The organism is Pasteurella testudinis DSM 23072, from assembly GCF_900176075.1.
GTDB classification, from domain to species: domain Bacteria; phylum Pseudomonadota; class Gammaproteobacteria; order Enterobacterales; family Pasteurellaceae; genus Chelonobacter; species Chelonobacter testudinis.
The window spans coordinates 226,679-240,743 of record NZ_FWWV01000002.1 but is presented as its reverse complement, the minus strand read 5'-3'; the positions used below and the strand labels follow the sequence as shown (position 1 = coordinate 240,743).

General features: G+C 50.6%; 14 protein-coding genes. 10 read left to right on the top strand and 4 right to left on the bottom strand.

Annotated elements, in window-relative coordinates:
* Positions 1 to 21: 21 nt before the first annotated feature.
* A complete protein-coding gene (locus tag B8880_RS02640) occupies positions 22 to 1,620 on the top strand; it encodes a type I restriction-modification system subunit M (RefSeq protein WP_084255864.1) in 1,599 nt (532 codons plus the stop codon).
* Here B8880_RS02640 and B8880_RS02635 read toward each other — a convergent pair.
* Positions 1,617 to 2,186 (bottom strand): restriction endonuclease subunit S, encoded by a 570-nt coding sequence (locus B8880_RS02635; RefSeq protein WP_279626857.1) that lies wholly within the window; start codon positions 2,184 to 2,186, stop codon positions 1,617 to 1,619. The two genes, B8880_RS02640 and B8880_RS02635, sit on opposite strands and share 4 nt — an antisense overlap.
* On the opposite strand from B8880_RS02635, the gene B8880_RS02630 reads away from it, so the two are divergent.
* On the top strand, positions 2,185 to 2,718 hold the full coding sequence (locus tag B8880_RS02630) for a restriction endonuclease subunit S (protein WP_084255862.1): 534 nt from the start codon (positions 2,185 to 2,187) through the stop codon (positions 2,716 to 2,718). The two genes, B8880_RS02635 and B8880_RS02630, sit on opposite strands and share 2 nt — an antisense overlap.
* A gap of 35 nt (positions 2,719 to 2,753) precedes the next feature.
* On the opposite strand, the gene B8880_RS02625 is transcribed toward B8880_RS02630, so the two are convergent.
* Positions 2,754 to 3,683, bottom strand: a complete 930-nt coding sequence (locus B8880_RS02625) for a site-specific integrase (protein WP_084255861.1) — start codon at positions 3,681 to 3,683, stop codon at positions 2,754 to 2,756.
* A gap of 75 nt (positions 3,684 to 3,758) precedes the next feature.
* Positions 3,759 to 4,655, bottom strand: a complete 897-nt coding sequence (locus B8880_RS02620) for a LysR family transcriptional regulator (RefSeq protein WP_084255860.1) — start codon at positions 4,653 to 4,655, stop codon at positions 3,759 to 3,761.
* A gap of 119 nt (positions 4,656 to 4,774) precedes the next feature.
* Between B8880_RS02620 and B8880_RS02615 the strand changes: the two genes are divergently transcribed.
* Genes B8880_RS02615 through B8880_RS02605 form a run of 3 tightly spaced genes read left to right on the top strand, consistent with a single transcriptional unit; the run spans position 4,775 to position 6,440 of the window.
* Entirely contained in the window at positions 4,775 to 5,338 is a 564-nt protein-coding gene (locus tag B8880_RS02615; RefSeq protein ID WP_084255859.1) for an NAD(P)H-dependent oxidoreductase, read from the top strand.
* Between the two features lie 21 nt (positions 5,339 to 5,359).
* Entirely contained in the window at positions 5,360 to 6,133 is a 774-nt protein-coding gene (locus B8880_RS02610) for a putative quinol monooxygenase (protein ID WP_159460708.1), read from the top strand.
* 19 nt (positions 6,134 to 6,152) lie between these two features.
* Positions 6,153 to 6,440 (top strand): YciI family protein, encoded by a 288-nt coding sequence (locus B8880_RS02605; RefSeq protein ID WP_084255857.1) that lies wholly within the window; start codon positions 6,153 to 6,155, stop codon positions 6,438 to 6,440.
* A gap of 93 nt (positions 6,441 to 6,533) precedes the next feature.
* On the opposite strand, the gene B8880_RS02600 is transcribed toward B8880_RS02605, so the two are convergent.
* Positions 6,534 to 7,415, bottom strand: coding sequence for a DUF808 domain-containing protein (locus B8880_RS02600; RefSeq protein ID WP_084255856.1), 882 nt, complete (start codon positions 7,413 to 7,415; stop codon positions 6,534 to 6,536).
* A gap of 149 nt (positions 7,416 to 7,564) precedes the next feature.
* Between B8880_RS02600 and B8880_RS02595 the strand changes: the two genes are divergently transcribed.
* The 5 genes from B8880_RS02595 to B8880_RS02575 all read left to right on the top strand — a co-directional run bounded on the left by B8880_RS02595 (position 7,565) and on the right by B8880_RS02575 (position 13,945).
* A complete protein-coding gene (locus B8880_RS02595; protein WP_084255855.1) occupies positions 7,565 to 8,446 on the top strand; it encodes a homocysteine S-methyltransferase family protein in 882 nt (293 codons plus the stop codon).
* A 118-nt stretch (positions 8,447 to 8,564) separates the two neighbouring features.
* The gene (locus tag B8880_RS02590; protein ID WP_084255854.1) at positions 8,565 to 10,052 is read left to right on the top strand and encodes an ABC transporter substrate-binding protein; all 1,488 of its coding nucleotides are present in this window, start codon (positions 8,565 to 8,567) and stop codon (positions 10,050 to 10,052) included.
* Between the two features lie 52 nt (positions 10,053 to 10,104).
* Positions 10,105 to 11,061 (top strand): ABC transporter permease, encoded by a 957-nt coding sequence (locus tag B8880_RS02585; protein ID WP_084255915.1) that lies wholly within the window; start codon positions 10,105 to 10,107, stop codon positions 11,059 to 11,061.
* A gap of 11 nt (positions 11,062 to 11,072) precedes the next feature.
* Positions 11,073 to 11,927, top strand: a complete 855-nt coding sequence (locus tag B8880_RS02580; RefSeq protein WP_084255853.1) for an ABC transporter permease — start codon at positions 11,073 to 11,075, stop codon at positions 11,925 to 11,927.
* Positions 11,924 to 13,945 carry a dipeptide ABC transporter ATP-binding protein gene (locus B8880_RS02575; RefSeq protein ID WP_084255852.1) on the top strand — a complete coding sequence of 674 codons (2,022 nt, stop codon included), beginning with the start codon at positions 11,924 to 11,926 and terminating at the stop codon, positions 13,943 to 13,945. Before B8880_RS02580 ends, B8880_RS02575 begins: the two co-directional genes overlap by 4 nt.
* The last annotated feature ends 120 nt before the right edge of the window (positions 13,946 to 14,065 follow it).

Here is a 14,065-nt window from a genome sequence, read left to right as displayed (position 1 = left end):
GATAAAACGGAGTATTAAAAAATGAGTAACAATCTGCAAGACATCACTTCCAAACTTTGGGCAATGGCAAATGAACTTCGCGGTAATATGGACGCATCGGAATACAAAAACTATATCTTGGCATTTATGTTTTACCGCTATTTGTCCGAGCGACAGGAAGAATATTTGTCCGTCAATGAAGTATTGGAATTGGAAGCCGGAAAATCAATCAACGATTTGTATCGGGCACAAGCAACCGACGATGAATTGGACGACTATCTGCAAGATATTTCGGCATCATTGGGCTATGCCATCAATCCGGAAAATACGTGGGGTTCGCTGATGGATAAAATTAACAACAGCGAAGTGATTCCTAGCGATTACCAAGCCTTGTTCGATAGCTTTAACAAAAATTCCGAACTCAACAAAGAAGCCTATGCCGATTTTAGCGGCTTGTTCAACGACATCAATTTGGGTGATTCGCGTTTGGGCAATTCCACCACCGCACGCGCCAAGGCATTGAACGGTATTGTCAAACTGGTGGACAGCGTGCAATACAAAAGCGATGACGGCAAAGATATTCTGGGCGAAATCTACGAATACCTGATCGGTCAGTTTGCGGCATCGGCAGGCAAAAAAGGCGGCGAATTCTACACACCGCACCAAGTCAGCAAAATTTTGGCCAAGCTGGTGACGCAAAATGCAGTCGAATCGAAAGAAGCCTTTTCGGTGTATGATCCGACCATGGGTTCGGGCTCGCTACTGTTGACCGTACGGGCAGAATTGCCCGGTGGTGAAAAAGAGGGGGCAATCCGTTTTTACGGGCAGGAGCTGAACACCACCACCTACAACTTGGCGCGTATGAATCTGATGATGCACAACGTCGGTTATTACAATATGACCCTGCACAATGCCGACACGCTGGAGGGCGACTGGCCGGACGGCCCCGACGACAAAGGCGTGGATCAGCCGCGCGCTTTCGATGCCGTGGTTGCCAATCCGCCCTATTCAGCGAAATGGGACAATAGCGACACCAAGCTGAAAGATCCGCGCTTTGCACCTTACGGCAAGCTCGCACCGGCTTCCAAAGCCGACTATGCCTTTATCCAACACAGCCTTTATCACTTGAACGACAACGGCACGATGGCGATTGTGCTGCCGCACGGTGTGCTGTTCCGTGGTGCGGCAGAAGCGCATATCCGCCAAACCATTATTGAAAAAAACCAGCTCGATGCGGTGATCGGCCTGCCCGCCAATCTGTTTTACGGCACCAGCATTCCGACCGCCATTTTGGTATTCAAGAAAAAACGCCAAACCAAGGATATTTTATTTATCGATGCCAGCAACGAGTTTGAAAAAGGCAAAAACCAAAACAAATTAAGCGATGAGCATATCGACAAAATCGTAAATGCTTATCAGGCACGGCAAAGCATCGACAAATACGCCCATCTCGCCACATTGGACGAAATCAAGGCAAACGACTTCAACCTGAATATCCCGCGCTATGTGGATACCTTTGAGGAAGAAGAGCAAATCGACTTGGACGAGGTGTTGCGGCAATTGGCGGAAGATAACCGCGAAATTGCGGAATTAGAGCAGAAAATCCATGAACAGCTGAGATTGCTGGGTGTGAATATCTAGTTTGAAAATGCTTTGAAAGCCATTGCCGGTGCGGTTGCGGCAATGGCCTTTTTAATGGCTAAGAGCGATGGAGACTGACGTTGATGAGAAGCGATAGCCTCGTCCAGCTGCTTGAAAAAGTTGCCGATGGCGGTTTGTTCAGCGAGGTTTGGAAATAGAATTTCCGCATTTCTTACTTGATTGGAAGTTACTGAGTCAAAAGTAGATCCTGAACTTAACCTGTTCCAGTACCCATCATTGTTTAATTTATTTAATGTTTGAAAAATAAATTCACTCCCTCTAATTGCAGCAACTCCACGTCCTAAAACGACATCAAAATCAGATTTTGCAATATCTCCGACAGGTGCTCTAACACTTAAAATCAAGTCATTTTTTTTAGCTTGTTTTGTAATTTGTGTAGTCCAAACTCTAGGGGAAACTCTACCATTTTTTATATCAGCATTTCCTTGAACAAGAATATGGTCATTAGGATTATCAGTGTAATTTTTAGAGTCAGGTGATTGACCCATAATTATATCAACCACATCCCCTAACTTTCGCTGTTCCCAAGCGTGTGTATTTTTAATGATAGATTTTCAGAACCATTTCACACACGCTTGGGAACAGCGAAAGTTTAAAGATTTGGTTCTTCTTAGACATGAAAGTGTAGAACAAAGAAATTATTCAATAGATATTGAATTAGAAAATCTTGAAAGCAATACTGGTAGGATTATTGGTGATACTTCTATAAGAACAATGTCCAATACCTTATTCAAGAGGGGAGATATTCTTTTCGGGAAATTACGACCATATCTTAACAAGTGGTGGATTGCGGATAAGGAAGGTGTGAAAAGCGGTGAGATTTGGGCTTTTTCATCTTATGAAAGCTATTCTAATAGATTCATCTATGCTGTGATTCAATCCAATATTTTTCTAGATGAAGTTAATGTTACTTCTGGTACAAAAATGCCTAGAGCTGACTGGAAGACCGTTTCAAACATTAAAATCAAAGTGCCTAATCTTGCCGAACAAACCACCATCGGCAACTTTTTCAAACAGCTGGACGAGGCTATCGCTTCTCATCAACGTCAGTCATTCTATATTAAGACTGGGAAATAATTAGAATAGGGCGGGCCTATACCCGCCGGAATTAACTAGCAAAGTCCAGCCAAATGGCGCATCACAATATCGGTATCCTGATTTTCAAGTTCTTGAATAATATGGATATAGGTATGCTGGGTGGTGGTCATGCTGGAGTGTCCCAAGCGTCTGGCAACACTGGCGATTGAAACACCGGCAAACAGCAATAATGAAGCATGGGTGTGACGCAAGCCGTGTATGGTAATGGGGGACACATGGACTTTTTTGCACAAACGGGTGAGGATGCCATTAATGGTTGAATTGTAAATGGCCGTCTGACAGTGAAAAATCGGTTGTTCCGACGGTATGTTTTTTACCAATTGAGAAAATTGAATCACCGTCTGCCAATCAATCTGGATTTTTCGCACTGAGGAGCGGTTTTTGGTGGGGGAAAAACCACCGTTTTCTTTATAATTCCATGTCTTATTCACCTGCAAAGTTTGGTGCGCAAAGTCAAAATCCGCCGGTGTAACCGCCAATGCTTCGGAAAAGCGCATGCCGGTTTTGGCAATCAGCAAAATAAACCAATCCCAATTTAGTTTCGGTGCGAGATTCAGGCTGTTGAGCAAGGCTTGCAGTTCAAATTGGTTGAGAAATTTGATTTTTTTCCCTTTCGGCGCTTTACCTTTGATAATCGCCTTGCGGCTTGGATCGCTATCCAGCAAACCGTCATCAACGGCATCTAAAATGGCGCCTTTCAGCTGATGATGAAAGTCCAGTGTGGTTTGCCTTTCGTGTGTTTGGGCATAATCGTTCAGCAGTTTTTGATAGTTGATACGGCTGATTTCTCCAATCTGCAAGGTGGGTGCCAATATTTTGATCCAGTGTAGCGTTGATTGGTATTTTTTCATGGTTACCAACCGAATCGCTCCCTCTTTATAAGTGGCTACCCAGTCGGTAAAATAATCGGAAAAAAGCTGCGAATTTCGTTGCGGTGTATTCATAGCAAAACTCTCTTTAGATTTAAGCCTTCCATTAAGGCAATAAATTATAAAAGAATTTTTCTTGTTGATGCTCTATTAAACAAACTTCTCACGCAAAAAATCAATCAGCACTCGAATCCGTTTGGCTTTTTGGCTGTTTTTCGGGAAATAGAGATAAACGGCGGGGTAAGTGCGCCAGTAGTCTTGTAGCACCGGAATCAAATCGTGTTTATCCGTTTGCCATTGGTAAATCGGCGTGAAAATCCGCCCGATGCCCAAGCCTTTGCGTACGGCGTTATTCATCACTTCGATATCGTTGCACATCAGTGACGACGGCATCTCAACCGTGACTTCATTGCCGTTGTCGTTCAGAATCAGCGGTAAAATCCGGCGTGCGGTGATAAAACGGTAGCCGATCAGGCGGTGGCGGTGCAGCTCGTCCGGTGTTTGCGGAATGCCGTATCGGGCGGCGTAGTCCGCCGAGACGAACAATCCCTCTTGAAACGGCGCCAGCAGGCGGCTTGCCACCATGTCCTCTTCAATGGTATTGCCGAAACGAATCCCTAAATCAAAGCCTTCGTTGAGAAGGTCGATCGTGCCGTCGTAAACCGAGATTTCCAGTTGAATATGCGGATAGCGTTGGCAAAATTCCGCATAAAACGGCTGTAAAACGGTTTGGAAAGCAAAACGCGGCACGGTGATCCGCACTTTGCCGATCGGCGTGTCGCCCAGATCCTGCACGCTTTCCACCGCATATTGCAGCGATTGCACCGCATTGCCGGTGCGTTGCAGCAACAGCGAGCCGGCTTCGGTTAATTCCACCCGTCGGGTCGTGCGGTTAAACAGCGGTAAGCCGATGTGCGCTTCCAACAGTTTCAATGCTTTGCTGGCGGACGGCGTGGTTACGCCCAGTTTGCGAGCGGCGGCGGAAACGCTGCCTTCGTTGGCAATCGCCTGAAATACCATAAGTTGCCCGTAAATCGCACTGTTCATGTTGCCTCCGATTATTAACTTTTGGCTAACTATCTTTAAACCGTAGACAGTCTAAAAGTTATTATTCGCTTCGTCTATACTTTGCGCCGTGAAACACATAACCATAAGAGGATTATTTTATGAACAACGTATTGGTGATTTCGGGGCACCCGAATTTAGCGCAATCGGTTGCCAACCAAACGATTCTGCAAGAGTTGGAACAGGCGCAAATCAAAGTGCGGTATTTAGACCGCCTCTATCCGGATTTTCAGATTGATGTTGCCGCCGAGCAAGCGGCGTTGCTGGCGGCGGATATTATCGTGTGGCAATTTCCGCTGCATTGGTACACTTTGCCTGCGCTGATGAAAAAATGGCTGGACGAGGTTTTCGTATACGGGTTTGCGCACGGTTCGACTGGGAATAAATTACAGGGCAAAAAATTGATTTTATCGTTCACCACCGGTGCGGCGGCGCAAGAGTATCGGAGCGGCGGCGCGATGAATTTTCCGTTGGACGCTTTTTTACCACCGTTGCAGCAAACCGCACTTTTGTGCGGCATGGAATGGCAGCCGCCGTGTTATTCCAACGGCATGATGTATATTGCCGGTGTCAGCGGCGAGCAAGCATTGCAGGCGCTGCAAACGCATGCCAAACAACATGCGCAGGCGCTGATTCGACAGATTAAGGCCTTGCAATCGGCTTAAATGGAAAAGAGGAAACAGGTGATGGCATTATGGAGAAAATGGCTGATGGCGCTTTCTTTGGTGAGTAATCCGCTGATTAGCCCGTCGGCGCAAACGTTGCCGAGCGAGGCGGTCGGGCAGACTGCGCCGATCGTGCGTTTATTTGCGCTGCAAACCGCGCCCGACAAACAGGCGCTGTTTTATCAAACCGGACGGCATAATATGGGTACGTCGATGAAAAGCGAAGCCGGTACGTTGACGATGTTTGCTTTGCGCGACAAGCAGCAGCCGGATTTACACTATGTATTTGAAATTTATCGTGATCAGGCGGCGTATGAAACCCATGTCGCCGCACCGCACTTTCAGCAGTATGTTGCGGCGGCAAAGGAGATGATTGTCGGGCGCGATCTTATCGATGCCGACGTGCAGTTTATCAGCGAAAAACCGAATGCGCTGGCAATCTTGGAGCCGCAAGCCACGCCACAGGTGCGTTTGGCGCTGCTTGAACTGAAAGCCGACGGCGTAGCGGCATTCAAAGCGGCGGTTTTGGCGGAAATGCGCACGGCGATGGCAAAAGAGGACGGCGTGTTGGCGATGTATGCTTTCAATGTCAAAGATCAGCCGACCCAATGGCGCTTTTTGGAAGTGTATGCCGATGAAGTCGCGTATCAAGCGCACCGCAACACCGCGCACTTTCAGCAATATTTACAGCAAACCGCCGATTTGGTGGTCAGCAAACAATTGTTAGAGCCGGATAATTTGATTTTGCTTAACAAAGGCAATTTGCAGTTTGATCCGAACCTATTGATAAAATAACCGAAAATAAGGAAAAAGAATGTATTTAATCCATGTCAGTGTGCCGCCGTCGACGGCAGCGCAAACCCATTTGGCGGCACACCGCGAATATTTACTGGCGCAATTCGAGCAGGGGAATTTTCTGTTGTTCGGACCTTACGAACCGCGCAACGGCGGTGGGCTGATCTTGGCGCACGCCGCCAGCCGTGAGGCACTGGACGCGGTATTGGCGCAAGATCCGTATTTTATTCACCAAGCCGCTGACTATCGGGTGCAAGAATTCAGTGCGGCAAAAATTGCGGCGAATATCGCCGATTACCAAGTTTGATTGACAAAAAAGTGCGGTCGGATTTTTTTTCCGTACCGCACTTTTCGTTCAACCGTAATTTAGTCGATTCGAATTGTGATTGAACCGCTTGAATCAATGCGCCGCTTTGCGTTTGAACACCGAGCTGACAGAGGCAACCACTGCCAGCACGATTGCGCCGCAAACCACGCCGATAATCAAGCTGGCAAAATTGAACGCCCAGCCGTCCAGCCACTGCATTTGTTCCAGCCAGTGATGAATTAAGCCGAAGTTGTGGGCGATGATACCGCCGCCGACTAAGAACATCGCCAAGGTGCCGACCACGCTCAACAAGCGCATAAAGTGCGGCATCACAAAAATAATGCCGCGCCCGATGGCTTGGCTGACCGCACTTGACTTGCGCATTAACCAAAAGCCTAAATCGTCCAGTTTGACGATGCCGCCCACCAAACCGTACACCAACACCGTCATGCCGAGCGCAATCGCCGACAGCACCAGCGTTTGGGTCAGCAGGTTGTAGTCGCTCACCATGCCCAGCGCAATGGTGACGATTTCGGCGGATAAAATAAAATCGGTGCGAATCGCGCCTTTGATTTTGGCTTGTTCCTGTTCGGGCGACAGATCTGTGCCGACCGCACTTTGCGCATCGTCCTCGTGTTTATGCAGCAGCTTGTGAAAAATCTTCTCCACCCCTTCAAAACAGAGGTACGCGCCGCCGATCATCAGCAAATATGGAATCGCCACCGGAAAAAATGAGGAAATCAGCAGCGCCAGCGGCACCAAAATCACTTTGTTCCAAAACGAGCCTTTCGCCACCGCCCACACCACCGGCAGCTCGCGCTCGGCACGCACGCCGGCAACCTGATTGGCGTTCAACGCCAAATCGTCCCCGACCACACCGGCGGTTTTTTTGGCGGCGACTTTGGTCATCAGCGCCACATCGTCCAGTACGGCGGTAATATCATCTAACAGGGTAAATAGGGAAGCAAATGCCATAGTGATCTCTTTGGTTGTAAACAGGTGTAAAAATCGAATGCACTATAACAAACCGTTGTCAGAAATCAATAAAGAAATTATCAAGGGTGGTTGCTATTTGCGGAGTGCTCCTCTACTATTTTAAAGCAAATGAAACAGTGAGGCAGAAGATGAATTTTACACTACTCGACGGTGGCATGGGGCGCGAATTGTTGCGTATCGGTGCGCCGTTTAAACAGCCGGAATGGTCGGCGTTGGCGTTGATTGAGGCGCCGCATTGGGTGACACAGGCGCACCGCAATTTTCTTGAGGCAGGCGCGGATATTATCACCAGCAACAGCTACGCCTGTGTGCCGTTTCACTTGGGGGAAGAACGCTTTGTGAAACAGGGGGCAGAGCTGGTTGCATTAGCGGCACGCTTGGCGCATGAAGCCGCCGCAGCTTATCCAAACCGCCGTGTTGCCGCCAGCATGCCGCCGGTGGCAGGCAGCTATCGTCCGGATCTGTTCAACGTACAGCAGGCAAGTGCGGTGTGGCAGATGTTTATCGAACAACAGCAGGCTTATGCCGATCTGTGGCTGGGCGAAACCATGTCCTCATCAGCGGAAGCGGCATTATTGTTGCAACTATTGGCAAACCAAACGAAGCCAATTTGGATTTCATTTACCTTGGACGATAGTGCATTGGATACGCCGACTTTGCGTTCGGGCGAAAAATTGACCGAAGCGTTAGAGCAATTAAACCTGAAGCAAGTGGAAGCGATTTTATTCAACTGTTCGATTCCGGAAGTGATGCAAAGTGCGGTTCAGACCTTAAAACAGTGGCTGGAAGCGCAATCGCTGACAATCAAAATCGGCGTGTATGCCAACGGCTTTTCGCCGCAAGCCAACAAAGGCGCAGCCAATGAGGGCTTGAGCGAATTGCGCGACTTGTCGGAAGACGAATACCGCACTTATGCCGAAACGTGGCGGCAAGCCGGCGCGGAGATTATCGGCGGTTGTTGTGGCATCACCCCGCAACATATCGCACGGCTGAATCAGCTGCGGCAATAAGATATAGCCAAAAGTTATGGCAAGATAGGCGACAAACCGCACTTTGGTATAGCCGTATAGAATGCTATATGCTATTCTTCTTGCCTAAATTTACATTTCGAATACAGGTTTATTGCTTATGAAATCTTTTGTTGCCGCCGCATTGGCGCTGACCGCACTTTCTGCTCCGGTGCAAGCGGAAACTTTGCGTATCTCTCACGAATTGGGCTACGGCGGTGCCGAATCGCTGGATCCGATTTCGCCGACGCCATTTTCGCAACTGTCGCAAACGGTGTTCAGCCGTTTGGTGCGTCAAGGCGAGCAGGATCAAGCCGTGCCGGATTTGGCAACCGAATGGACGGCAAGTGCCGATGCCAAAACCTGGACATTTAAATTGCGCGAGGGCGTGAAATTCCATAACGGTGCGGATTTCAGCGCAGATGATGTGGTTTATTCCCTCACACGAATTCAATCGGAGACCATCGACAGCCCGGCAAGAGCGGTATTGGAAATTGTTGAATCCGTGACCGCACTTGACCCGCAGACAGTGCAAATTCAACTGAAATCCGCCCATGCCGATTTCCCGATTTTGTTGATGGATTACCGCGTGCGTATCATGAATAAAGCCAGTTGCAACAATGAGATGAGCAAATTGTGTGAAAGCGACAACGGCACCGGACCGTATAAAGTGGTGCAGCTGGATCCGCTCGGAACGACGCAATTAACCCGTTTTGACGGCTATTGGGAAGGGCCGGCAAAAATTGAAAATCTGGATATTATCGCCATTCCCGATCAGCAGGCGCGCGTTTCCGCCATGCAGGCAGGGCAGATTGATTTATTGCCGTCGGTCACTTCGCAGCAGCAGGCGTTGTTTGCCGACAACAGCCGCTACACCATTCAAAATGTCCCGACCGGTCGCTGGGCGGGCTTGATTATGCGTACCGACACCGCGCCGTTTGACAATCCGAAAGTGCGCCAAGCGCTGCGGATTTTTGCTGATCGTGATGCATTCGGTAAACTGGTGATGGGGGAAAACGGCTATATCGTCAGTTGTGATACGCCGGTGTGGTCGGGTGATCAGTATGCGACGGAGATGGCATGTGCGGCGGATATCGACGGTGCGAAAAAACTGTTGGCGGAAGCCGGTTATCCGAACGGGATTGATGTCACCCTGCACTATTCCGATGTCGATTACGGCACGTTGCGTTTGGCGGAAGTGTACCAACAGCAAGCCAAAACCGCCGGTATCAATGTTAAACTGGCGCTGACGCCGGCAGACGGCTACTGGACCGACACTTGGATGGTTGAGCCGTTTTTCGTCACGTCGTGGTTCCAGCGTCAGGCGGATCAGGTGTTCAATGAAATTTATCGCGGCGGCGCTAAGTGGAACGAAAGCCATTGGAACAACGCCAAGTTTGATCAAAACCTCGATGCGGCACGGCAAGAGCTGGATTTTATTAAACGCAAAGCGATTTACCGCGAGCTGCAACAACAATTGTTTGCCGAGGGCGGCGCATTTATTCCGTTCCACCAAAATGCGGTGCGCGTGATTTCTGCCAAACTGTCCGGCTTGGCGGCGGATACAGAAGAGATGGCAATCCGCTTTCAGGATCTTGAGAAAAACTAAGCCTTAAACTAAGCCGTTGCAGCTGCAAGGTTGCGACGGTAAAACCGCACTTATGATTAAAACGATTTTGCAACGCCTGTTTTTCGCCCTGTTCACCCTGATTTTCGTATCAGGGTTGGTGTTCAGCGTGGTCGAAATGTTGCCGGGCAACGTTTGCACCGCCTATCTGCAACGGGCGGCGCAAGGCCCGCGTTTGGAACAGTGTATTAAACAGCAAGGGCTGGACAAACCGGCGCTGGTGCGTTATCAACAGTGGGTCGGCGGCATTGCCGAAGGGGATTTCGGCACATCGCTGAAACGGCGCAAACCGATCAGCGAACTGGTGCAAGAGCGGTTTCGCAATACCGCACTTTTATCCGGCGCAGCGGCGGCGATCGGCATTCCGCTGGCATTGCTGCTCGGCTTTTGGGCGGGAATTCGGCGTGATAAACCGGCGGATTTGGTGATTTCCACCGTCGCGATGCTGGCGATGACCATTCCCGAATTTGTCAGTGCGGCGCTACTGATTTTTGTGTTTGCCGTGTGGCTCAACTGGTTTCCGGCAATTACCACCGTGCCGCCGAATGCGCCGATAGCCGATCTACTGCCAAATCTGGTGTTGCCGGTGATGGTGCTGGCATTTGTGATGACTGCGCATATTTTGCGCATGACAAGGGCGGCGGTGATCGAGGTGATGGCATCGGATTTTATCCAAATGGCGAAGCTGAAAGGCGTGCCGGCGCGGCAAATTATCGTTAAGCACTTGGCTCCGTCTGCGCTGATTCCGGCGATTAACGTGGTGGCGCTGACGATTGCCTGGCTGCTGGGCGGAGTGGTGGTGATTGAACAGGTGTTTAACTATCCGGGCATGGGCACGCTGATGTTGCAGGCGATTTATGATCGCGATCTGCCGTTGGTACAGGCAATTGCACTGATTTTTGCCGCCGTCTATATTGTGGTCAACCTGCTGGCGGACTTGCTGATTTTGCTGCTCGATCCGCGCCTGCGTCACGCTCAAACCGCACTTTAGGATTTGCCGCTATGTTCTCCTCCTTTAAATCTACTTTCCGTCATATCGCCGCCCGTCCGTCAGGGCTGATCGGACTGAGCCTGACGGCGGCGTATATTTTGTTATCGCTGTTGGCACCGCTGTTGGCGCCTTACGACCCGACCGCACAGCACGCCGATTTGATTCAGCAGGCGCCGTCGTGGGCGCACTTAATGGGTACCGACAGTTTGGGGCGTGATATGTTTAGCCGCGTGTTGTACGGTGGCCGTTTGGCATTGATCGTTACCGCTTGTGCCGCAGCGATTGCGGTGCTATGGGGGGGACTGGTCGGCATTTTGCTTGGTGTGGTCGGCGGAAAAGCCGATGAGATCAGCATGCGTTTGGTCGATGCCTTTCTGTCGATTCCTTGGCTGTTGTTTTTATTGCTGGTGGCCTCGGTCACACAAGGCGGCGCATGGACGGTCGTGCCGATTCTCGGGTTCTTTTACGGCGTGGCGGTGATTCGGGTATCGCGTGCCGCTACCTTACAAGTGGTGTCACGCGATTTTATCACCGCCGCCAAAGCACGCGGCGAACGCTTGAGCACCCTGATTCGGCGTGAAGTGTTGCCGAATGTGGCGGATATTTTATTGGTTGAAGGCGCGATGCGTTGGAGCTGGATGTTATTGGCGTTTTCCTCGCTGTCGTTTCTCGGTTTCGGCGCCACGCCGCCGACACCGGATTGGGGCTTGATGATTGCCAATGAACGCGGTTTTATGGCGATCACACCGTGGGCGGTGGTATATCCCTGCATTGCGCTGTCCGGTTTGATTATCGGCATCAATTTGCTGGCCGATGCGCTGGGCAAGGGACTAGGCGTTGATCGGGCGAAAGCGCAGGTGGCATGATGAGCGCAGAATTGATCAAAGTCGATAACTTGAGTTTGGGATTTATCAACGACAACCGCCGACAACCGATTTTGCGTGCGGTTTCGTTAAGTATCAAAGCCGGCGAATGTATCGGTATTGTCGGCGAGTCCGGCTCGGGCAAATCAACCTTAGCCCTTGCGTTAATGGGTTATCTCAAAGCGGGATTAAGCGTATTCGAGGGCGAGGTTTACTTCGCCAAACAGCCGTTATTCAGCTTGAAAACCAAGCAATTAAACCGTCTGCGAGGCGGGCAGATTGCCCTGATTCCGCAAAATGCCGGGCAGGCGTTAACGCCAACCCTGACCATCGGCGCACAAATCGGCGAGAGCCTGAAACTGCATACCCGTCTGGATCAGCGCCAGCGGCGACAGAGAGTGATTGAACTGCTGAATTTGGTGCGTTTGCCGTCGGCGCAACGTTTGGCGAAGCGTTATCCGCACCAGCTTTCCGGCGGACAACAGCAAAGGGTGGCGATTGCGATGGCGTTGGCGTGTGGCGCAAAAGCCTTGCTGCTCGACGAACCGACCACAGGCTTGGACGTGACCACGCAGGCGCATATCTTGGAATTTTTACGCGATCTGGCGCGCCAAACCCAAGTGGCAATGGTTTATGTCAGCCACGATTTAGGCGTGATTGCCCGCGTTTGCCAGCGTGTGGTGGTGATGTATGCCGGAGAAATTGTGGAACAGGGCGACAGCGGCAATTTGCTGACCAAACCGCAGCACCCTTATACCCAAGCCTTGCTGCAGGCGATTCCGCGCATGCAGACCAAGCGTATTCCGTCGGCGTTGCACGGCTTTCCGCCACCGGTGGGCGAAGTGCGGTCAGGCTGCGCTTTTGCGCCGCGTTGCGCTTATGCCTCCGATTTATGCCGTCAAACGGCGCCGTTGCTGCGTCAAACCGACCAAGGCGAAGTGCGCTGTCATTTTGATATCGCCGCGCCGGCGCTGCCGCCGCAGATTCAAACAACCGCACTTACGACAGATTCTGCGGCAACCATATTGAGCGTGAGCGATTTGGCAATCAGCTATCAACGCCACAGCTGGTTGGATCGGTTGCGGCAATACCCGCACAAACGCCCGCAGCTGCCGACCGTTGCCGAGATTAACTTTAGCTTGCGGCAAGGGCAAACATTGGCGTTAGTCGGCGAATCCGGTTCGGGAAAATCGACGATATTGCGTGCGATTGCCGGTTTGCTCGCCCCTATTCAAGGCAAGGTGCAAGTCGGACAAACCACTTTGGCGGCAACGGTTAAACAGCGCAGCGTGCAACAATTACAAGCCTTGCAGATGATTTTTCAAAATGCCGACAGCGCCTTGAATCCGCGGCATACGATTGCGGAAATTTTGTCGGCGCCGTTAAAACGTTATTTCCAACTCAGCGGCAGCGCACTTCAACGGCGTTGTGAACAGCTAATCGAAGCGGTACGTTTGCCGAAAAGTTATCTGCAACGCTTGCCGGCGCAATTGTCCGGCGGTGAAAAACAGCGTATCGGCATTGCCCGTGCTTTTGCCGCCGAACCGCAACTGATTCTGTGCGACGAAGTGACCTCCGCCCTAGACGTATCGATTCAGGCGGCGATTTTAACCTTACTCAAACAGTTGCAGGCGGAAAAGAACACGGCGTATATTTTTGTCTCCCATGATTTGGCCGTGGTGCGTGCTTTTGCCGATCAGATTGCGGTGTTATATCAAGGCAGAATCTGCGAAATCGGCAGCAGCGAACAAATTTTCCGCCCGCCGTTCCACCCTTATACCGAAGTGCTATTGGGCGCGATTTTAGAACCGCAACCGAACAGCGCACCGCAACTGCTGCGTGATGACGCCATCGCCCACACTCCACCGGCGCACGGCTGCCCGTTCCAACAACGCTGCCCGAAAAAAATCGCCGGCGTATGCGAAACCCAACCCCCGCCAAACCGCACTTTTGCCGACGGACATCGGATTTTTTGCCATCAAACTGAATGTGGTTTGAAAGAGCCGGTCTTTGCCAATTGATTTTGGCGATCAGGGAATATTTTTTACCATATTGTGTTTAGCAGAAGGCAAGAGTGGATTGTTATCTTATTCCTAGCCTGAGAAGTAGGGACGCTAGGGCTTCCTGACAATTCGATTTAC

Coding starts and splice junctions, on each gene's coding strand:
- B8880_RS02620 (WP_084255860.1), bottom strand. CDS start 4,655: ATGAACAGTGCGATTTACGGGCAACTTATGGTATTTCAGGCGATTGCC.
- B8880_RS02610 (WP_159460708.1), top strand. CDS start 5,360: ATGGCATTATGGAGAAAATGGCTGATGGCGCTTTCTTTGGTGAGTAAT.
- B8880_RS02600 (WP_084255856.1), bottom strand. CDS start 7,415: ATGGCATTTGCTTCCCTATTTACCCTGTTAGATGATATTACCGCCGTA.
- B8880_RS02580 (WP_084255853.1), top strand. CDS start 11,073: ATGTTCTCCTCCTTTAAATCTACTTTCCGTCATATCGCCGCCCGTCCG.
- B8880_RS02630 (WP_084255862.1), top strand. CDS start 2,185: ATGATAGATTTTCAGAACCATTTCACACACGCTTGGGAACAGCGAAAG.
- B8880_RS02575 (WP_084255852.1), top strand. CDS start 11,924: ATGATGAGCGCAGAATTGATCAAAGTCGATAACTTGAGTTTGGGATTT.
- B8880_RS02640 (WP_084255864.1), top strand. CDS start 22: ATGAGTAACAATCTGCAAGACATCACTTCCAAACTTTGGGCAATGGCA.
- B8880_RS02585 (WP_084255915.1), top strand. CDS start 10,105: ATGATTAAAACGATTTTGCAACGCCTGTTTTTCGCCCTGTTCACCCTG.
- B8880_RS02590 (WP_084255854.1), top strand. CDS start 8,565: ATGAAATCTTTTGTTGCCGCCGCATTGGCGCTGACCGCACTTTCTGCT.
- B8880_RS02625 (WP_084255861.1), bottom strand. CDS start 3,683: ATGAATACACCGCAACGAAATTCGCAGCTTTTTTCCGATTATTTTACC.
- B8880_RS02595 (WP_084255855.1), top strand. CDS start 7,565: ATGAATTTTACACTACTCGACGGTGGCATGGGGCGCGAATTGTTGCGT.
- B8880_RS02605 (WP_084255857.1), top strand. CDS start 6,153: ATGTATTTAATCCATGTCAGTGTGCCGCCGTCGACGGCAGCGCAAACC.
- B8880_RS02615 (WP_084255859.1), top strand. CDS start 4,775: ATGAACAACGTATTGGTGATTTCGGGGCACCCGAATTTAGCGCAATCG.